At 35.3% G+C, this 19,486-nt stretch carries 18 protein-coding genes and 1 tRNA gene; 1 reads left to right on the forward strand and 18 read right to left on the reverse strand.

The genetic code is table 11. From position 1 onward, the window contains the following. From DFQ09_RS10880 to DFQ09_RS10950, 15 genes are all read right to left on the reverse strand, one after another. Positions 1-309, reverse strand: a complete 309-nt coding sequence (locus tag DFQ09_RS10880) for a DUF6122 family protein (protein ID WP_115810214.1) — start codon at positions 307-309, stop codon at positions 1-3. A gap of 80 nt (positions 310-389) precedes the next feature. Next, positions 390-1,010: a WbqC family protein gene (locus DFQ09_RS10885; protein WP_115810216.1), complete on the reverse strand. Its 621-nt coding sequence runs from the start codon at positions 1,008-1,010 to the stop codon at positions 390-392. A 21-nt stretch (positions 1,011-1,031) separates the two neighbouring features. Further along, positions 1,032-2,636, reverse strand: a complete 1,605-nt coding sequence (lepB, locus tag DFQ09_RS10890) for a signal peptidase I (RefSeq protein WP_115810218.1) — start codon at positions 2,634-2,636, stop codon at positions 1,032-1,034. A gap of 63 nt (positions 2,637-2,699) precedes the next feature. After that, positions 2,700-3,401, reverse strand: a complete 702-nt coding sequence (dapB, locus tag DFQ09_RS10895; RefSeq protein ID WP_115810220.1) for a 4-hydroxy-tetrahydrodipicolinate reductase — start codon at positions 3,399-3,401, stop codon at positions 2,700-2,702. A gap of 1 nt (position 3,402) precedes the next feature. Then, positions 3,403-3,990: a DUF5683 domain-containing protein gene (locus DFQ09_RS10900; RefSeq protein ID WP_115810222.1), complete on the reverse strand. Its 588-nt coding sequence runs from the start codon at positions 3,988-3,990 to the stop codon at positions 3,403-3,405. Beyond that, positions 3,980-4,882 carry a ParB/RepB/Spo0J family partition protein gene (locus DFQ09_RS10905; protein ID WP_115810224.1) on the reverse strand — a complete coding sequence of 301 codons (903 nt, stop codon included), beginning with the start codon at positions 4,880-4,882 and terminating at the stop codon, positions 3,980-3,982. Before DFQ09_RS10905 ends, DFQ09_RS10900 begins: the two co-directional genes overlap by 11 nt. Then, complete coding sequence (locus DFQ09_RS10910) at positions 4,882-5,649, reverse strand: ParA family protein (protein WP_115810226.1); 768 nt, start codon at positions 5,647-5,649, stop codon at positions 4,882-4,884. The genes DFQ09_RS10905 and DFQ09_RS10910 overlap by 1 nt, the downstream gene beginning before the upstream one ends. A 138-nt stretch (positions 5,650-5,787) precedes the next feature. Then, positions 5,788-8,625: a M16 family metallopeptidase gene (locus tag DFQ09_RS10915; RefSeq protein ID WP_115810228.1), complete on the reverse strand. Its 2,838-nt coding sequence runs from the start codon at positions 8,623-8,625 to the stop codon at positions 5,788-5,790. 101 nt (positions 8,626-8,726) lie between these two features. After that, positions 8,727-9,659 (reverse strand): alpha/beta hydrolase, encoded by a 933-nt coding sequence (locus DFQ09_RS10920; RefSeq protein ID WP_115810230.1) that lies wholly within the window; start codon positions 9,657-9,659, stop codon positions 8,727-8,729. Between the two features lie 56 nt (positions 9,660-9,715). Beyond that, positions 9,716-11,839, reverse strand: coding sequence for a methylmalonyl-CoA mutase (gene scpA, locus DFQ09_RS10925; protein WP_115810232.1), 2,124 nt, complete (start codon positions 11,837-11,839; stop codon positions 9,716-9,718). 55 nt (positions 11,840-11,894) lie between these two features. Then, positions 11,895-13,274, reverse strand: coding sequence for a methylmalonyl-CoA mutase subunit beta (locus tag DFQ09_RS10930; protein ID WP_115810234.1), 1,380 nt, complete (start codon positions 13,272-13,274; stop codon positions 11,895-11,897). Beyond that, the gene (locus DFQ09_RS10935; protein ID WP_115810236.1) at positions 13,267-13,593 is read right to left on the reverse strand and encodes an FtsB family cell division protein; all 327 of its coding nucleotides are present in this window, start codon (positions 13,591-13,593) and stop codon (positions 13,267-13,269) included. The genes DFQ09_RS10930 and DFQ09_RS10935 overlap by 8 nt, the downstream gene beginning before the upstream one ends. Then, on the reverse strand, positions 13,593-14,198 hold the full coding sequence (udk, locus tag DFQ09_RS10940) for a uridine kinase (protein WP_092468706.1): 606 nt from the start codon (positions 14,196-14,198) through the stop codon (positions 13,593-13,595). Before udk ends, DFQ09_RS10935 begins: the two co-directional genes overlap by 1 nt. Positions 14,199-14,256: 58 nt before the next feature. Then, complete coding sequence (locus DFQ09_RS10945; protein WP_115810238.1) at positions 14,257-14,700, reverse strand: c-type cytochrome; 444 nt, start codon at positions 14,698-14,700, stop codon at positions 14,257-14,259. After that, entirely contained in the window at positions 14,697-15,797 is a 1,101-nt protein-coding gene (locus DFQ09_RS10950) for a PQQ-dependent sugar dehydrogenase (protein WP_115810240.1), read from the reverse strand. Before DFQ09_RS10950 ends, DFQ09_RS10945 begins: the two co-directional genes overlap by 4 nt. Positions 15,798-15,900: 103 nt before the next feature. Here DFQ09_RS10950 and DFQ09_RS10955 point away from each other — a divergent pair. Next, a tRNA-Pro gene (locus DFQ09_RS10955) sits at positions 15,901-15,975 on the forward strand. 137 nt (positions 15,976-16,112) lie between these two features. On the opposite strand, the gene DFQ09_RS10960 is transcribed toward DFQ09_RS10955, so the two are convergent. Genes DFQ09_RS10960 through DFQ09_RS10970 form a run of 3 tightly spaced genes read right to left on the reverse strand, consistent with a single transcriptional unit; the run spans position 16,113 to position 19,483 of the window. Further along, positions 16,113-17,087, reverse strand: a complete 975-nt coding sequence (locus DFQ09_RS10960) for a T9SS type A sorting domain-containing protein (protein WP_115810242.1) — start codon at positions 17,085-17,087, stop codon at positions 16,113-16,115. Next, positions 17,084-18,370, reverse strand: coding sequence for a YncE family protein (locus tag DFQ09_RS10965; RefSeq protein ID WP_115810244.1), 1,287 nt, complete (start codon positions 18,368-18,370; stop codon positions 17,084-17,086). The genes DFQ09_RS10960 and DFQ09_RS10965 overlap by 4 nt, the downstream gene beginning before the upstream one ends. Positions 18,371-18,394: 24 nt before the next feature. Continuing rightward, positions 18,395-19,483 carry a YncE family protein gene (locus DFQ09_RS10970; RefSeq protein ID WP_115810246.1) on the reverse strand — a complete coding sequence of 363 codons (1,089 nt, stop codon included), beginning with the start codon at positions 19,481-19,483 and terminating at the stop codon, positions 18,395-18,397. Positions 19,484-19,486 lie beyond the last annotated feature (3 nt).

The following is a 19,486-nucleotide window of genomic DNA, read 5'->3' on the forward strand; positions in this document are numbered from 1 at the left end:
CTACATTAGCCAGCAATCTGCGGTGTCTGCAATAATGTGAATTACCAATCCAAGACCAATCAATCGTAACTTTTTAGGAATTAGCAGCGCTATATAAACCACAATTGCATAGTAGGAGTGGAGTGGGTGAAAGTTAATACTGCAACGGTTAGGGTCAAAAATAGGATTTGCCAATAAGTGGTCTAAATCTATTAACATACCTAATATCATAATGCCATAAGCCTTTAACCAATACGTCTTATAAAACACAATAGCCACGACTAAAGGTAAGCCAAAGTGTAAACCGTAATGAATAGAGGATTGAAGCATTATTTATGTGATTAAGTCATGTTTAAGCTAGGACTTAGGCTACGCTCTGTTACTATTTGAATTTTTCAAGATTTACGCTTTTATATGAGCACTAATTCTTGTTTTTTTAAATATAATTCTGTGTTTGGTCCTTCATTAAATAGCAGATCTAAAATACTAAGATTAGGAATAAACCCATGCTTCTCAGTAAAAACTTGGGTGTAAGGCTCAAATGTTTTGACTTCGGAATTTCGCTTTACTAAATTTCTATAGTCTATTTTGTCTATCGGTTCTTTTTCAAACGCGGTAGTTTGAATAGGTTGAGTATTTAATTGAAGGCTATTTGTCAGGATTTCAAAACATGTCAAATTAAAGTCTAATATATAATCGAATTGCTTTTCAAATAACGGCATAAGGTCATCGATATAAAACTCAAAAAATGGAGACATACTGTAAGCTGATTGTAGCGACTTTAAATGGAGAAGTTGCCATTGTTCTTCATTAGCAATCTTCACATCCTTATAAAGCTGTCTGTTCTTCTGAGTGTAACTTACAGGAACTGTTAAAGCCAACTTACCATTAGCACCATAAATTTCGGTTCGGTTTCTATACGATTGTTTTTGATAGTTATCAGAAACTTCAAGATGAATGGAATCCGCATTTATAACAGCCCAAAAGTGTGCAATATTTGGAAAATATGTTGAATATATAAGACCTGTCATAGCGACTAATTGAGTCTGTTTTTATGATGTTGCCTTTTTCTTCTTTCTCCACTTGTTAAAGAATGTAATTCCTAAAACAAGGACAATAAACGGAATTAAATAAGAGGTACGTTCATGGCCACCACTCACGGTTGTAAATATGCGATCCCAACGGAAACTCCAATTTTTAATACCATCATTAATGCCATCAATACTCATCCAAATGAAAACAGGCTTACCAAAAATATGATCGTTTGGCACAAATCCCCAATACCGGCTATCAATAGAATTGTGTCTATTGTCTCCCATCATCCAATAGTAATCTTGCTTAAACGTGTACGATGTAACTGGTTGGTCGTCAATAAAAATTTGATCACCTCTAGTCACAACATTGTGCCCTTCGTATTCTCCAATAGCACGTTTATAGATAGAAATATTTTCAGGAGTTAAGTTAACTGTACCACCAGCTTTCGGTATCCACATTGGTCCAAAGAAGTCTGAATTCCAAGGGTAATTAGCGTCTCTAGGAAAAATCTTGCCATCAACACCATCTTCTTGTTTTGTTGGTACAATAGACGCTACTTCTGGGTGTAATCTTAATTTAGCAACTGCTTCATCCGTTGCAGCAGGTATAGAATAAGAACCTTCTGTTGTTCCATAACCTAGACCATCTGTGATATCATATTTCTTCAAGATATCAATAATTCGGGCAGGTTGTAATTGTCTGTTAAACGTAATATCATAAGAAAACTGTAAGTGAGATCTTGGTGGTAATTGATTTTGTTTCCCGTTGATAAAGACATAGCCATTTCTAATTTCTAAAGTATCACCAGCAACACCAACACAGCGTTTTACTAAGTTGGTTTTTTTATCGATAGGCTTGTAGTAATTTCGGTCTGGATAAAAATCATTCATGTTCAGCAAGGTATCTGCTGGCTGATTAAAAACAACGATATCGTTACGTTCTACGTTTTCAAAACCTGGAAATCTGAAAAAAGGCAACTGAAGTTTATTGATCCAAGACGTGTTACGTTCTTCAAAATTATCGTTATATAAATACGATTTTTTACCTATAACAGGAATGGTGTCATGTACCATCGGTGCTCCAACTGTGGTCATAGGTGTACGTGCACCATAATGAAACTTACTCACAATAAGAAAGTCACCGACCAATAAAGACTTTTCTAAAGATGAGGAAGGAATTACAAAAGGTTGAAAGAAATACGTGTGAACAATTGTTGCAGCTACTATAGCAAAAAGGATAGATGTTATCCATTCTCCTGTCGCTGTTTTTGGTTTAAGCTGCCTATCTTTAATATAATTAACGTCTGCAACATAATTGAGGTAGAACAGGTAAAAGCCTAAAGTAACAATGCATAAAAGGGCATCGATTTTACTGTCTTTTCCATAAGAACGCGCTGTTTCTATCCATACTGCAGGAATCATAATAAGATTTACAATTGGTAAAAACATTAAAATTACCCACCACCAAGGGCGTGAGATAATTTTCATTAAAACCACGGCGTTGTAAATTGGCACAAAGGCTTCCCAAGCTTTTCTGCCTGCTTTAATATATAATTTCCATGTCGCTAGTCCATGTATAATTTGTAAAATGAGTATAAAAATAAACCATTGTGTCCAGGTCATAACCTTATATTTTGTCTAGTGTAGGTTGAAAATTATTTTAATGCGTTGCAATATATTGGCAAATTAATCAATGTTTAAGACATCTTTCATACTAAAGATGCCTTTTTTATCTTTTATCCATTCTGCAGCGATTACAGCTCCCATAGCAAAACCTTGTCTGCTGTGCGCTGTATGTTTAATGCTTATGGCATCTACTTCAGAATTATAAGTAACTTCATGAGTGCCAGGAATTCCTTCAATGCGTTTAGCATCAATCTGAATTTCGGTAGCTTTTGGCGCGTCTAAAGTCCAATTACTATAATCGGTGTGCTCTATAATTTGCTCTGCTAACGTGATTGCTGTTCCGCTTGGTGCATCTAATTTTTGTGTATGATGAATTTCTTCTATTTCTGTTGTGTATTCAGAAAATCCAGACATTAATTCGCTTAATTTTTTGTTGAGTTCAAAGAAAAGATTAACACCCAAACTAAAATTTGAAGCATATAGAAATGTGCCCTCTTTAGCCCTGCAATAGTCGATGACGTCATCGTAATGATCTAACCAACCTGTTGTTCCTGATATTACAGGGACACCAGCATCTAAAGCTTTTTTTATGTTTGCGACGGCAACCGATGGAATACTAAAGTCTATGGCAACATCAGCATCAGCAAAATCATAATTAGAATCTGCATCTGATATTTTTAATACGATATTGTGACTGCGATTTACTGCGATAGCCTCAATACTTTTTCCCATTCTTCCATAACCGAGTAACGCTATTTTCATGTTAAAATTTAAAATTAAATGTTAATCCCAAATCCGAAGTGTTTTCCATTTGGTTGTATTGATAATGTGGACTAAAACTTAGGTTTTCATCAACATTAAATTGAAGTAAATGCGCATCTATATTGGCATCAATTATATTTAGGGCGTATAAACCTAAAGTTATTAAAACCGACATTTCTTTATTTCGTCTAAACTGCTCTTGTGCTCTAATAAGTCCATCATCAGAAATTGAACCATAAAACTCGTCAGTTGTATAACCTGCTAAACGACTTTTGTAAGCATCTCTATAACGGTCAAATTGCTTATCATTTCTTACAAAAAAGTAGACACCTGTACCTATAGCTCCCCAAACAATCGGAATTTTCCAATATTTTTTATTGTAAGCCTGACCTAAACCAGGAAGTACTGCAGAGTAAAATGCAGCCTTAGAAGGTCTTAAAGGATCTATTTCTTTTTTAACTAAGGTTTCATTTGCAATAATCGGACTCTCTTCTATGGCAATACCAGTGCTGTCTTTTTCGATTTGTGAAAATGAAAAAAGAATAGAGAACAAGCACACTAAAAGACTGTAAAACCCTTTATTTGTCACGTTGAACTAATTTTTTAATTCGGTTAAAATCTTCTTCAGAATGGAACGGTATGGTTATTTTTCCGCTTCCGGTCTTAGTCACCTTAACGTCTATTTTATGTCCGAAGTATTCTGAAAAGTCTCTTACTCCTTTTTTAATATGCTTAGGAATTTCGAAAGTAGGTTCTTCTGCTTTAGCCGGTGCATCAGTATTTAAATGCTTTACTAATTGTTCCGTAGCTCTAACGGATAATTTATTGGTAATGATTTTTTCGTAAACTTCTAGTTGGTCTACTTGGTCTTCAATATTGACCATAGCACGTCCGTGCCCCATACTAATAAAGCCATCTCTCATACCTGTTTGAATGATGGGATCTAACTTTAATAAACGCAAATAATTTGCAATCGTAGAACGTTTTTTTCCAACACGTTCGCTCATTTGCTCTTGTGTAAGTTGAATTTCGTCAATTAAACGTTGGTAGGATAAAGCAATTTCTATTGGGTCTAAATCCTGACGTTGAATGTTCTCCACCAAAGCCATTTCTAACGACTCTTGGTCATTAGCTATTCTTATATAGGCAGGGATAGCTTCTAAACCAATTAATTTTGACGCTCTAAAACGACGTTCCCCAGATACCAATTGGTATTTGTTAAACGCTAATTTTCTAACCGTTATAGGTTGAATAACTCCAAGCTCGCGTATAGAAGACGCCAGTTCTTTTAATGTTTCTTCGTTAAAATTAGTTCTTGGTTGAAATGGATTGACCTCAATACTTTCAATATCGAGTTCTACAATATTACCAACCACTTTATCTGCATTTATATCCTCTGCAGAATTTATATCATTATCAGGATCTTTTAATAAGGCCGAAAGACCACGTCCTAATGCTTGTTTTTTTGTTGCTTTCGCCATTATAATTCATTTTTCTTAATCAGCTCCTTTGCAAGGCTCAAATAATTTACTGCTCCTTTGCTGCTTACATCGTAGTTAATAATGCTCTCTCCATAACTTGGGGCTTCTCCTAAGCGCACGTTTCTTTGAATAATCGTATCAAACACCATATCACTAAAGTGTTTCTGAACTTCTTCAACGACCTGGTTAGATAAGCGTAAACGAGAATCGAACATTGTTAATAATAAACCTTCTATGTCTAACGCTTCATTATGGATTTTCTGTACACTTTTAATAGTATTTAACAGTTTTCCTAAACCTTCTAATGCAAAATATTCGCATTGAATAGGTATAATTACAGAATCTGCAGCTGTTAATGCATTCAAAGTAAGTAATCCTAAAGACGGTGCGCAGTCAATTAAAATGTAATCATACTCTGACTTTAAGTCGATAATGGCTTTTTTAAGCATGTACTCACGCTCTTCTTTATCTACAAGCTCTATTTCTATAGCTACAAGATCGATATGAGCAGGTAAAACATCTACATTAGGGGCATTAGATGCTACAATGGCGTCTTTTGCTAAAGCAGTGTGTTCTAAAACCTGATACGAGCCTATCTCAACAGCATCTACATCAATACCTAAACCCGAACTTGCGTTGGCTTGAGGATCGGCATCTATAAGTAGGACTTTCTTCTCTAGGACACCTAGTGAAGCGGCTAAATTTACTGAGGTTGTTGTCTTACCAACTCCTCCTTTCTGATTTGCTATTGCAATGATTTTACCCATTAAATGATTTGGTTAAATATAAGGGCTTAAAATTACGATTATTTACGACTTTAAGAAATTGAAGTTGTTAACAGTTCTATAAAAAAAAGCAGCCTTCTATAGAAACATAAAAGGCTGCTTAATATTAAAAATGTTATTTTATTGTTCTGGATTATGAATACCAGTAATATAACCTTGAGTTAAATATTTTTTCGCCGCACTATGCAAGTCGGTAACGGTTAAACTATTTACAGCGTCTTCAAATTTTAAGATATTATGCGCATCTTTTTTAAGATAATCTGCATTTTTAAGTTGTCCTAGCCAAAATCTATTCGTTTTTAAATCTTCTTCATAATCTAAGATTTGAGCTTTTTTTACTTTTTCTAAATCCTTTTCTGTTGGGCCTTCATTTATTAAAAGATCAACTTCTTTCATGGTTGCTGTTATAAGTTTATCAACATTTTCTGGACCGCAAGGAAAGCTAATATTAAATCTAAACCAATCATAAGGCATATTACTAATACTCGCATTGGCACCAGCTCCGTAAACGCCTCCTTCCTCTTCACGTAACTTTTCAATTAATTTAATTGATAAAACTTCTGCTAAACTTTTTAAGGCATGAGCTTCTTTTTCATCGTAATCCGTTGGGCCATGATAGGTTATTCTTACTGAGCTCTTAGGATCTTCACCTTTCTCAACTATCTTTTCGTGAGAACCTGTTAGTGGTCTAAAATCACTTACTTTATAAGATTCATTACTTTCTGTTGATGGTAAACTTGCTAAATAGGTTTCGCATAATTCAACGAGTTTAGTTTCGTCGATGTTACCCACAAAATAGAAATTGAAATCACCTGCATCAGCAAAACGTTCCTTGTATTTTTCGTATGCTAAGTTATAGTCCGCATTGTCCATGTCTTCAGCAGTTGGAAATCCGGTGTATCTTGGGTTTTTTCCATAGATAAACTCTGATAATTGATCTTGAAAATAAAATTGTGGACTTGATAATAGGTTGCCTAAAAATGCTTTTTGTTTATCTGCAAAGCTCTTAAAGGCATTTTCATCTTTGTTTAAAGCTGTAAAATGCAAATGGGTTAATTGAAATAGTGTTTCTAAATCTTTAGGCGTTGTATTACCTGATAAACCTTCGCTATAAGTACCAATTGACAACCTTACATTTGCGATTTTGCCAGACATCATTTTTCCTAATTCAATCTTATCAAAACCATTAACACCTGCTTCTGTTAAACCTCCATTAGCATTAGAGGTTGCTTTGTATTCTTCATCTGTGTATAATGACGTTCCTCCGTAGCTAAACGCATCAAATAAAATTTCATCATTTTTAAAATCAGTTTTTTTATAGGTTACGGTAGCGCCATTGCTTAAGAATAAGGTGGTTGTGCCTAGTATGTCGTCAGTTTTATAGTCTGCAATGCTACCTTTAGATGGCATTTTAGTAATTAAGGAGGTCGCAACAGCTTTGTCTTCATAAGGTTTTAAATCCATGGCGTTAACTGAATCTAATAACTCTAGTACTTGCGCTTCTTTAACTTGCTCTAAGTCATCATTTTCTGGACCTGTAAGTATAACTACGCGATTATCTTCTTTAATATAAGATTTAATCAATGCGTTAACTTCATCTAATGTAATAGTAGGTAGTTGTGAATTCATAAAATCGAACCTCCAATCCATACTAGGGATAGGGTTCTGTTCTAAGAAATTACTAACATAACGACCTACAATTCTATTCGATTCCATTTTGTCTCTGTCTTTGTAGGCACGTTCCATGTTGGCAATGATGTCTTTTTTTGCCCGATTAAATTCTCCTTCGAAAAAACCATGTTGGCGAACACGTTGGTTTTCTACTAAAAGTGTTTTTAAGGCATCTAATTGCCCGGTTGGACTCGTCATAGCAGAAGATTGGTATGCGTTCTTAGTACGTGCATACGTGCCGCCATAATAGGTGAAGCCATATACAAAAGGAGGGTTGTCGCCATTTCTAATTTCATCTAGTCGATTATTTATCATTTGAGAGAATAAATTTTCTACCATAGATTTTCTGTAATCAGCGTAAGTCACATCTGGTTTAGAGTTTACCTTATCCTTAAACATTAATCGTACGTTTGAGAAAGGTGCTTCCTTGTCAGATTCAATAGCGACAAAGGTTTCCTTATGATTAGGTAAATCAAATGACGGTCTAGGTCTTGGATTCTTCGGGTTTTTTATATGTCCGAAATGTGATTTTATTTTTTCTTCTAATACTGCTACATCAATATCACCAACAGCAATAACGGCCATTAAGTCTGGTCTATACCAATCTTTATAAAAACGCTTTAGGCTTTCGTATTTAAACGTTTCTAAATTTTCTTTTGTGCCAATAGGGAGACGTTCTGCATACATAGATCCATGCATCATTTTTGGTAGATATTCTTGCATCATTCGCTCGTCAGCTCCTTTACCCAAACGGTATTCTTCTAAAACAACGCCACGTTCGTTGTCGATTTCTTCATCGGTTAAAAGCGCATTGTGCGCCCAATCTTCGATAATTTGAAAACCTTTTTCAAGTTTTTCCGGATCATCGCTAGGTATAGGAAGGATGTAAACCGTTTCGTCAAAGCTAGTGTAGGCGTTTAGATGTGCTCCAAATTTTACTCCGATGCTTTGTAGATAATCAACTAACTCATTTTTTTCGAAATTTTTAGTGCCATTAAAACACATGTGTTCCATAAAGTGAGCTAGGCCTAATTGGTCTTCATCCTCTAAGATAGAACCAGCATTAATAACGAGTCTTAGCTCTACTTTGTTTTCTGGTTTTGGATTGTTTTGAATGTAATAGGTAAGGCCATTTGATAAAGTGCCTGTTTTAACATTGGAGTCGGTGGGAATAAGATCTGATGGGGAATAATTAACTTTTGATTCTGTGGCTACAACCTGAGCATTTATTGGAAACACGAAGGTTAGGCACATTATTACTAATGTACCAATACTAAAATTTTTCATTGACTGATGGGTTTAATGGATTAGTGTTTTATAAGAATTCTCTACTAATCTAAATATAAAATAATGAAAATCAAAGTAATGACGATATTTTAACTAAGTACTTAGTTTGAATACGAGGCTTGTCTGTTCAGAAATTCCAGAATAGAATTAAAGTAATCTTCGCCTCCAATTTCCCAAATATCCGAATGGCCGGCAGCTTTAAGCTCTATAAATTCTTTGTCAATACTTTTAATTCTTAAGTAGTTGGCTTTTCCTTTTGCAACAGGAATGGCTTTGTCTTTGGTGCCATGAACAACTAATATCGGTTGTGTGATATTTTCGCTGTATTTGTATGGGTTAGCCTCATCAGGGTCGAAACCGGCAATACGCCCTGCGCTGTTCACAAGATAATTGCTGAAAAACTTTAGATTGAATCCTGTGTGACGCTTAAAATAATATTGAATATTTGCCTTTAAGTCTGTGAAGGAACTTTCTGCAATGCCGTATTTAACCCGTTTGTCAATGCCCATTGTTTGTAAGGTGAAGGCTCCTCCTATGGATTGTCCCCAGAGTCCTATATTATCTAATTTTTCATTATTAATTAATTGGGTAATTACTGTTTGAATATCTTTAGTTTCTTTAGCTCCATAGGTGAAAAATTGCCCCTCGCTTTCACCAAACCCTCTAGAATCTAATGCGACGGAGTTAAAACCATTGATTGAAAGAAATTCACTTAAATCTATAAAATGATCTTTAGTATGGCTACTTCCATGGAGTAGTATAATTGTGCCTTTAGCATTTGCTGAGTTCGAGTAGGTGAGTAGAGCAGATAGTTTAAGCTTATCAAAAGTTATAATGGTTAATTTCTTTCTTTTGAAATTAGAGTTGTTATTAAGTTCTGTTTTAAGGTTTGTAGCTTTTTCAGTTTTAAATAATTCTGCAATAGGGTTTCTCGTTTCTACAATAAAACGCGGAAAAATAAAATGTATAAATAATAATCCTAAGGTGATAAGGATTAGAATATACCGTTTAATGCTTTTTTTATTTGTCCTCATAGAGTGTTGGACATCGTTTTAGTATAGCTCAAAAATTTAAAAAGAAAAGCTACGAATTAATCAATCAGTATTTCTAAAATCTGAATAGCGGCTTCACTAATTTTAGTTCCTGGTCCAAAAACTGCAACAGCACCAGCGTCGAATAAATATTGGTAATCTTGCTTAGGAATTACGCCTCCAACGATAACCATAATGTCATCTCTACCGTATTTTTTTAGCTCTTCTATGACTTGAGGTACTAGTGTTTTGTGTCCTGCTGCTAAGGAAGATATGCCTAGAATGTGAACGTCGTTTTCAACGGCTTGCTTTGCGGCTTCTTTTGGTGTTTGAAAGAGTGGTCCGATGTCTACATCAAACCCTACATCGGCATAACTCGTAGCGACAACTTTGGCTCCTCTATCATGTCCATCCTGTCCCATTTTGGCAATCATAATTCGAGGTCTTCGTCCGTCTTGTTCTGCAAATTGATTTGCTAATTCTCTTGCTTTTTGAAAGCTTTTATCGTCTTTTATTTCTTTGCTGTACACTCCTGAAAATGATTTAATTTGTGCTTTGTATCTACCGAACTCAACCTCTAGAGCGTCGCTTATTTCTCCTAAAGTGGCACGTTTTCTTGCGGCATCTACTGCTAAAGCTAATAAATTTCCTTCACTTGTCTTTGCGGATTCTGTTAGTTTTAACAGTGCTTCTGTGACAGCGGTATTATCACGACTTGCTTTTATGCTATTTAAGCGTTCAATTTGTTGTAGTCTAACGGTTTGGTTGTCTACTTCGAGTGTGGATATTGGGTCTTCTTGTTTTAAACGGTATTTGTTGACGCCAACAATAATGTCTTGAGTAGAGTCTATTCGGGCTTGTTTACGAGCTGCAGCTTCTTCAATTCGTAATTTGGGAATTCCGGCTTCAATAGCTTTAGTCATACCTCCTAATTCTTCAACTTCTTGGATGAGTTTCCATGCTTCTTTCGTAATATCATCCGTCAGTTTTTCAACATAATAACTTCCAGCCCAAGGATCTACAGATTTAGTGATATGTGTTTCTTGTTGTAAATATATTTGCGTGTTTCTAGCGATACGAGCAGAAAAGTCTGTTGGTAAGGCAATTGCTTCGTCTAAAGCGTTAGTGTGTAAGCTTTGTGTGCCTCCAAAAGCTGCCGCAGAAGCTTCAATGCAAGTTCTGGCTACATTGTTAAAAGGGTCTTGTTCGGTAAGGCTCCAGCCAGAAGTTTGGCAATGGGTTCTTAAGGCTAACGATTTCTGATTCTTAGGGTTAAATTGCTTTACAAGTTTTGCCCATAGCATTCGCGCAGCACGCATTTTGGCGATTTCCATAAAGTGGTTCATGCCAATAGCCCAGAAAAAGGATAGGCGGGGAGCAAAGGTGTCGATGTCCATACCTGCTTCAAGTCCTTTTCTTATGTATTCTAGGCCGTCAGCCAAGGTGTATGCTAATTCGATATCGCACGTGGCACCTGCTTCTTGCATGTGGTACCCAGATATGCTGATGCTGTTGAACTTTGGCATATTCTTGCTAGAATATTCAAATATGTCGGAGATGATCTTCATGGATGGCGTGGGAGGGTAGATGTAGGTGTTTCTTACCATAAACTCTTTTAGAATATCATTTTGAATGGTTCCTGCGAGTTGTTCTGGTTTAACTCCTTGCTCTTCAGCGGCCACAATATAAAATGCCATAATAGGTAGCACGGCTCCATTCATGGTCATAGAAACCGACATTTTATCTAGTGGAATTTGATCGAAAAGAATTTTCATGTCTTCAACCGAATCTATAGCAACACCTGCTTTACCAACGTCACCAACCACGCGTTCGTGGTCAGAATCGTAGCCTCTGTGTGTCGCTAAGTCAAAGGCAACTGACAATCCTTTTTGTCCTGCAGCGAGATTTCTTCTGTAAAATGCGTTGCTTTCTTCTGCTGTAGAAAAGCCTGCATATTGTCTAATTGTCCAAGGTCTGCGAACAAACATAGTTGAGTACGGTCCACGAAGATTTGGAGCAATACCTGCAACAAAATTAAGGTGTTCTATATTTTGAATATCGTCTTTTGAATACGTCGATTTTACCTTGATGTTTTCGGCTGTAAGAAAGTCATTTTCTTCGCCTTGTTTCAAAGTTTTAGCTTCGTTATTTAGTGTTATATGTTGAAGATTTTTTCTAGACATTCTTAATATGTTTTAAGGGATAAAAGAGAACTATAGGTTTTGTCAATGCCGAGTTTTACTCGTTGTTTAATCTTTTGATTTCCAATTTTTCAGACAGTCTTTTGTTAATGACTGGTTCAATTAGAGTTTTGCGTTTTTCGATTTTTAAAAACGGACTAATTTCAAGATCATTTTTCATTTTGTCAGCATTATTAGGATGTTTGTTTGTGCCTAACAAAACTAGTTTTTCTGCATCGAAATCGGCCTGTTCTTTAGCCGCACTTTCTTTAATTTTTCTTTGAATGGTTCCTTCTTTTAATTGACTTAAAAAGCCTCCGTTGGCTTCGATATCCTTAAATAATTCGAGTGCTTTTTCTGCTAATTGTTCCGTTAAACTTTCAATATAATACGCTCCATCTGCAGGGTTATTTACCTTATCGAAGTAGCTCTCATTTTTTAAAACCAAGAGTTGATTTCTGGCAATACGATCTCCAAATTCATTTGGTTTATGAAATAGAGAATCATAAGGTAAGTTGCAAATTTCATTAACTCCACCAAGAATAGCGCTCATACATTCTGTAGTTGTTCGTAGCATATTAACGTTATAATCGTATATCGTTTTATTACGTTTGCTTGGTGCGGCTATTATTTTGCAATCTTCACTAACACCATATTCAGAAGCTAAGGTTGCCCATAATTGACGTAAAGCTCTAATCTTTGCTATTTCAAAGAAGTAGTTTGAGCCAACAGACGTATTAAACGTTACGTTTATCTCCTTTAAAGACGTATCTTTATGCGCTTCGTAATGATTTAGATATTCATTTGCATGCGCTAAGCTATAGGCTAATTGCTGAACAATAGTAGCGCCAGCATTTTGATATTGACTTAGATCTATACTAATTTGATTAGTAGATTTTACAATTGCTTTAAGTTTGCTAAAGTCATCATTAAGATTGTTGAACCAGTTTCCTGTTTTGGCTAGATAACCTATGATGTCTGTATGGATATGAATTTGAGGGGTTTTTGCCGTGTTAGGAATAGCATTCATTAATTTTTTAGTGAATACTTCAGAAAGAAAACCGCACTTAATATGAACATTTACGGTATCTAAATCTATATTTTGAAGCAAGTGCTCTGTTGAAGTGTTTTCAGAAGCTATATTAAATATAATGCTTTCAGCTCCACGGTGAATAGCATCTATCGCTTTTAAATTAGCGACGTTAGCATCAGTAACTGTAATAGATTGCGCTATTTTCCATTTCGTTGCTTTGCTTTTTGAAATTTCAGGCAAGGTTTCAAATTCATCAGCATGGTAAAATGGTTTTACATTGATGTCTTCATTGGTTTTCCAGATTAATGTATCGTTGTAATCTGCACCTTTAAGATCGACTTGTATTTTTTGTTTCCATGCTTTTGATGACACGGAATCAAAATCTTTAAATAATGATTTACTCATCTTGTTTGTTTTTCGGAATACTGTCTTCGTATTCAATAATGAAAATATCTTCGTTAGATTTCTTCATATAGTAAGTTTCGCGTGCTGTACGCTCAATACCTTCGTCAGTACTTAGTTCTTTAATAGCTTTATTGTCTTTTGCCATCTCATTTCTATAGTGCTCTTTTTGGTATTCTAACTCGTTTATGTCCGTGTTTAATTCATGATGAAATAACCATGAATGCGCATCAAAAAATAACATCCAAACCATGAAAACGACAAGAACTATAACATAGATGTTCTTAAATGGTTTAAGATATTTTATATTGAATTTAGACATTATAAGCGTTCGTTGATTATGGTTTTAACGATATCTACGGCAACGGTATTGTATTTGTTATTTGGTATAATGATATCAGCGTATTCTTTCATGGGTTCAATAAACTGCTGATGCATTGGTTTTAGTGTTGATTGGTAGCGTTGAAGCACTTCGTTGATGTCACGGCCTCGTTCTGTAATATCTCGTCTTAAACGTCGTATTAGGCGCTCATCAGAATCCGCATGCACATATATTTTAATATCAAATAGATCTCGGATTTCAGCATGAGATAGTATTAATATCCCTTCTACGATCATCACCTTTCTTGGTTTTGTAACAATAACATCGCCTGTTCGGTTGTGTTTCACAAATGAATATACTGGTTGATTAATACTGTTTCCTGCTCTTAATTCTTTGAGGTGTTGCTCTAATAATTCAAAATCGATAGATCTTGGGTGGTCAAAGTTAATTTTAACGCGTTCTTCAAAGCTTAAATGCGAGGTGTCCTTGTAATAGGAATCTTGAGATATTACTCCAACTTCACCTTCAGGTAATTCTTTTAAAATAGTGTTTACAACTGTTGTTTTTCCGCAGCCTGTACCACCTGCAATTCCTATAATAAGCATATGTAATTTTGATTTGTTTGATTGCTACAAATTTAATTATTTATGTAGTATAGTTCATTTATAATTCGGAAACTTTCTCTGGCGTAACAAAGTTGTTAATCGTATTTCCCCAACTGTTGTTGATGTAATTGATAACATCAGCAACTTCATTATCGGAAAGCCCTAAAGGTGCCATTGTACTATTGTAAGTAATACCATTTACTACAATCTCCCCAGACATACCATATTTTACCGCTTTGATGCTTTCGGTTTGGTTTTCTCTTAAAAAATCTGAATCGGCTAGGGGAGGAAAGGCCCTTGGTACACCTTTACCATTTGGTAGGTGACAAGTGATGCACATATCATTATATACAATTTTGCCACGTTCTATACTAGCTATTAGTTTAGGGTTATCTTGATTAACTGTATTGTGGTTTTGAGCTATTGTATTCGATTTTTTAGTGTTTGAATTACATGATACAAGTGCTAATATCGAAATTCCGAGGATAATTATTTTTTTCATTTTCTTATTAATTTTACAATACCTAAATTTTCTATGCCGACGTAAATAAACCCATCAGGACCTTGCTCTACGGATCTTACGCGTCCTAATCCGTCAAGTAAACGTTCTTCTTTTATGACTTTATTATCTTTTAAAGTGCACATGTCTAAATATTGAAATTTTAGGGAACCTACTAAAAGATTGCCATCCCAATCACCATAGTTGTCACTATTAATGAAAGCCATTCCACTGGGTGCAATGGACGGATCCCAATAGTGAATGGGCTGTTCCATACCTTCTTTTTCTGTGATATCGGTGAATTTTGTGCCAATATAATTTACTCCGAAGCTTATTATAGGCCAACCATAGTTTTTTCCTGGTTTAATGATGTTTATTTCGTCACCACCCTTAGGGCCGTGTTCATGCGTCCATAGTTGTCTTGAATCTGGGTGAATTGTCATGCCTTGGGGATTTCTATGGCCATAAGAGTAAATAGCCGTTTTGGCACCCGATTCATTAACGAAAGGATTATCTTCAGGAATAGAGCCATCAGCATTAAGGCGGTAAATTTTTCCGCCGTCTCTGGTAATATATTGAGGGTTCTCATCTCTATTTCCTCGATCTCCAACCGAAAAATATAAATATCCATCATCATCAAAAGCGAAACGAGATCCAAAATGTTGACCTTTAGTTGTGTTGGGTGAGGCCTTATATAATACTTGTAGATTTGTTAAACTATGATCTTTAAGTTGGGCTCTTGCTATAGTTGTATTTCCGCCAGAATCTTCACCTTCAGATGAAGCATAGGAAAGGTAAACCCAATTGTTTTCTTTGTAATTAGGATGTAAAATAATATCTAATAAACCGCCTTGGCCACGAACATAAATTTCTGGCAGACCAGAAATACTTGTTTTTGTTCCATTCTTAAAATGAATAAGCTCACCTGATTTTTCGGTAATTAACATGGAATTATCAGGAAGAAATGTAAAACCCCAAGGAATATTTAGATCTGAGACTATTATTTCGTGTGTATTTTCTGAATTTTTAGGATTTTTATCTTGCGCGCATGCTAGTGTGCTAGAGAGGATTAGTCCGATAATGATACTTTTTATATCCATAATTTTTTTGTCTAAAAAAGATTAAGAGTTTAAAGTTAGACAATTGTTGTTGGATTATAAAGAAAAATTATATATTTGCAGTCCGAAATTGGGAATACAACTTCGGGGTGTAGCGTAGCCCGGTTATCGCGCCACGTTTGGGACGTGGAGGCCGCAGGTTCGAATCCTGCCACCCCGACTAAAAAAAACTCTATAAATCTTTTGATTTATAGAGTTTTTTAGTTTTTAAACTATTGTAATATAAGATGTTCGGTGTCTTCTAAAAAAAAACTGCTTTTCAAAGTGATATGAAAAGCAGTTTTTTAAAATTAGTTATTACTCTTTTATAAGTCGATGTTGACTTATTTTTCCATGAGATGCAATTCTAACTAGATACACTCCACTTTTAAGCGAAGCGATCTCAATAGTATTATTTGCATTAACTTTTTCTGAAATCACCAATTTACCAAGCATATTATAAATACTTACATTGACTTCTTCAACTGTTTTAATGTAGAATTTATTAGAGGCTGGGTTTGGGTAAATAGCAATGGTGTCAAGATTTTCATCATCGACTCCTAATACCTGTTGATTGATAACTCCAATGCCATCCAAATCAAAGCCACCAGAATAAAATGGTGTGGTAAAAGGATCATTAATAGCGTTACCAAAACTATCATATCTGGCATAAGCTGGGTCAATACTTCCGACAACATCAATTATTTTGATGTGCGTAATATTATTTTTGTCTAATAAAGCATCCTCCTCTAAGTCTGATAAATCAAAAGGTGTTCCGAATAACCCTTTGTATTTTCCTGCGAGATTGTTGATATATGTCGGATCAATAGTTCCAAATCCATCAATTTGCGTTTCTGTTTGCGTTTCACTATGAGATGGAAACCTGAAATAATTAACACCATCAGAACTCACTTCAACAAAAGCTAATTCTAGAAAAGTAGCACTAAAACTATTTTCAAAAACAGCAAAGTCAAAACCATCGCCATCGGTAATTGGTGTCTCAAAGGTTAGGGTGGCTTCACCAGCATCTCCTAAGCTTACCACGCTATTGGTTGCGGAGCCTAAGGCATCTTCAGCTGTTCCATAAGTTGCATAATTACTATCCTCATGCTCAAACGTAGGGTTAGAAATATCAACATGTCCACGTTGTAATTCTATGCCAGTTGCCCAAGCTACAAAAACAGGACTATCAGCAGAAATAGCAGTAGAACCTGGTTCACCTGCAGCAGGCGCATAACTTTGAGCTTGTAAAACAAAGCTAGAACACAGAAAGAGAAGAACCGTTTTTATCATTTCACCATTAGTTTTAGAGTTGTAGAATTTCCTTTCACTTCAACATTAACTAAATACATTCCGGTTTCTATACCTTCTAAAGAGATTGGTTGCGTGTTTGTATAGTTTACGTTCTTTACTAATTTTCCTGATACATCATATAATTTTACAGTAGCATTTTCTGTAAGGTTTAATTGAAAACTTCCAGATGCAGGATTCGGGAATATAGTTGTGTTTTCAAAAGCATAGTTATTAACGCTTAGAGTTCCTTCGTTTTTGTAAACTCCATTAGGAAGTGGTCCTACGATGTGTTGTGTTAGTAAAAGTCCGCTTTCGTCATATACAAATACTTTTCCTGGGCTTACATAATCTATAGCATCTAATAAATAGAGCTTGTCGTCAACCTTGTTAAAACCATAAGTGAGTTGTGCGTCAGTCGTTGTATTAAAGGCTACTGTTGGAAGCGTTGTATCTGTTGAAGCCATTTTATAAATGTTATTATTTAAAACATAATATAAATCAGTAGCATCTAATGCTAAAAAACTTGGGTGCTCTGACGTTTGAAAATCAATGGTCACATGGTTTTGATAATCTGATAAATCTATTTTGTGAATACTACCTAAAGTTTCATCACCTGTCCAAGCTTGTTTTCCACTAGCAAGTACATATAAATAATCATCGTCAACTTTTAACGATGATGGCACGTCGCCTACAGTGATTGATTCTACAGTACTTGTTGCTATATCAATTACAGAAACAGAATTACCATAACCATAACCACCTTGATGCGCCACAAATAATTTTCCATTTTTCTGAACAATTTTTTCAGGACCTTCAGCTACAAGAATTGTTTCAGTAATGGTATTAGTTGCTAAATCGATTACAGCAACGTAATCATCAGTTGTATCTGATGGATCTCCCCAATTAGTCACATAACCATAACCATCATAAAATGCGATATTACGTGGGGCACTTAATTGATCTGTAATGCTAGCCGAAAAAGCAAAAGTCGTACTGTTCATTACTTTTATTTCGTCACTATAATGAAGTATGACATAAGCAAAATCGCCATAGAAGCCCATTCCTTGTCCTGTATCACCTAAAGTCATACTAGGATTTTGAGTCGTGAAAATATCATTTTCTAATGTTCCATTGGCATCAATATGTGAAACTGAAGCCGTATTTGTACCAAATAAACCTTCGTTTAAAATAAAGAGACCATCAGAGTAGTCTTGAGCGTAGCTTGTTGCAGATAATAAAACTGCAGATAGAATGTAAAGTGTTTTTTTGTAATAGTTTTTCATAGTTTAATTGTTTTTAATTTATTATTATAAGTTGTTAAAATAGAATGCATTCGGAATGATTTGGACTGAGAATTGGTTTTGTAAATCGCCATTAAGATTATAAATAAATGCTTCTCCATTAGAAACGTAATCTTTAGCATCAGCGATATAGATAGCACCTTCGTGCACCTCAAAACCATAAAGAATCTCAACACCATCTGCTGCTGTTGAAAAAGAAGGGGTTTCTGGAAGCTGAAAACCATTGCTGTCTAAACTGTATACAGCATTGTCCATGGTGTAATACAATGTTCCATTTTCAAATTCAAGATGACTAGGATGTTGCTCTGTTGAAAAATTAAGAGTCGTTATGTCATTAATATCAGATAGATTGATCTTGAAAAGTTTTGCTAGGGTTTCATCTCCTGTCCAAGAGGCTTTACCAGAACAAATGACGTAGAGATATCCGTTGTCTATTACCATGCCATCTGGTACATCTGCCACCGAAATAGTATTTGCTAGACTTTGTGATGCCACATCAATGACACTTACAGTATTACCATAGCCATAGCCACCTTTGTGCGTTATGTAAAGTTTATCATTATTCGATAGTATTTTTTCCGGACCTTCAGCTACGGGGATTGTAGCTTCAATAAGATTTGTATCTAAATTTAAAACCGCGACAAAGTCATCGTTGACGTCATTTGGATCTCCCCAGTTGGTGATATAGCCTTTGTTGTTGCTAAATTCAATGTATCTAGGATTGACAATCATATCACTTACTGTTGCGATATATTCAAACGTATAGCGATTAACAATCTCAATGGTAGATGAGTTATTGACCACTAAATACGCATTGTCACCATTAAAACCCATACTTTGTGCGGTGTCTCCAAGATTTACACCGTTAACTTCAGTATAAATGGAATTATAAACGTCACCTGTCTCTCCGAAAAAAGAAATTGAAGCATTAGAATAACCAAATCCGCCTTCATTCAAAATAAATATACCGTCTGTATAATTTCCAGAGGGTGGTTGCGCAGTAATAGGATCGTCTCTGTCATCACTAGTACAGGATGTTATACTTAGTGTCGCTATGATTAAGAGGCTTGCTAATTTGTGAAAATGGTTTTTCATATT

It is taken from the genome of Winogradskyella pacifica (assembly GCF_003386275.1).
In the GTDB taxonomy this organism is placed as follows: domain Bacteria; phylum Bacteroidota; class Bacteroidia; order Flavobacteriales; family Flavobacteriaceae; genus Winogradskyella; species Winogradskyella pacifica.

What these genes read in the sequence shown, in the direction of transcription:
- DFQ09_RS10965 (WP_115810244.1), bottom strand. Translation starts at nt 18,370, where the DNA reads ATGAAAAACTATTACAAAAAAACACTTTACATTCTATCTGCAGTTTTA.
- DFQ09_RS10915 (WP_115810228.1), bottom strand. Translation starts at nt 8,625, where the DNA reads ATGAAAAATTTTAGTATTGGTACATTAGTAATAATGTGCCTAACCTTC.
- lepB (WP_115810218.1), bottom strand. Translation starts at nt 2,636, where the DNA reads ATGACCTGGACACAATGGTTTATTTTTATACTCATTTTACAAATTATA.
- DFQ09_RS10930 (WP_115810234.1), bottom strand. Translation starts at nt 13,274, where the DNA reads ATGAGTAAATCATTATTTAAAGATTTTGATTCCGTGTCATCAAAAGCA.
- DFQ09_RS10935 (WP_115810236.1), bottom strand. Translation starts at nt 13,593, where the DNA reads ATGTCTAAATTCAATATAAAATATCTTAAACCATTTAAGAACATCTAT.
- udk (WP_092468706.1), bottom strand. Translation starts at nt 14,198, where the DNA reads ATGCTTATTATAGGAATTGCAGGTGGTACAGGCTGCGGAAAAACAACA.
- scpA (WP_115810232.1), bottom strand. Translation starts at nt 11,839, where the DNA reads ATGTCTAGAAAAAATCTTCAACATATAACACTAAATAACGAAGCTAAA.
- dapB (WP_115810220.1), bottom strand. Translation starts at nt 3,401, where the DNA reads ATGAAAATAGCGTTACTCGGTTATGGAAGAATGGGAAAAAGTATTGAG.
- DFQ09_RS10885 (WP_115810216.1), bottom strand. Translation starts at nt 1,010, where the DNA reads ATGACAGGTCTTATATATTCAACATATTTTCCAAATATTGCACACTTT.
- DFQ09_RS10960 (WP_115810242.1), bottom strand. Translation starts at nt 17,087, where the DNA reads ATGATAAAAACGGTTCTTCTCTTTCTGTGTTCTAGCTTTGTTTTACAA.
- DFQ09_RS10970 (WP_115810246.1), bottom strand. Translation starts at nt 19,483, where the DNA reads ATGAAAAACCATTTTCACAAATTAGCAAGCCTCTTAATCATAGCGACA.
- DFQ09_RS10910 (WP_115810226.1), bottom strand. Translation starts at nt 5,649, where the DNA reads ATGGGTAAAATCATTGCAATAGCAAATCAGAAAGGAGGAGTTGGTAAG.
- DFQ09_RS10880 (WP_115810214.1), bottom strand. Translation starts at nt 309, where the DNA reads ATGCTTCAATCCTCTATTCATTACGGTTTACACTTTGGCTTACCTTTA.
- DFQ09_RS10905 (WP_115810224.1), bottom strand. Translation starts at nt 4,882, where the DNA reads ATGGCGAAAGCAACAAAAAAACAAGCATTAGGACGTGGTCTTTCGGCC.
- DFQ09_RS10945 (WP_115810238.1), bottom strand. Translation starts at nt 14,700, where the DNA reads ATGAAAAAAATAATTATCCTCGGAATTTCGATATTAGCACTTGTATCA.
- DFQ09_RS10950 (WP_115810240.1), bottom strand. Translation starts at nt 15,797, where the DNA reads ATGGATATAAAAAGTATCATTATCGGACTAATCCTCTCTAGCACACTA.
- DFQ09_RS10920 (WP_115810230.1), bottom strand. Translation starts at nt 9,659, where the DNA reads ATGAGGACAAATAAAAAAAGCATTAAACGGTATATTCTAATCCTTATC.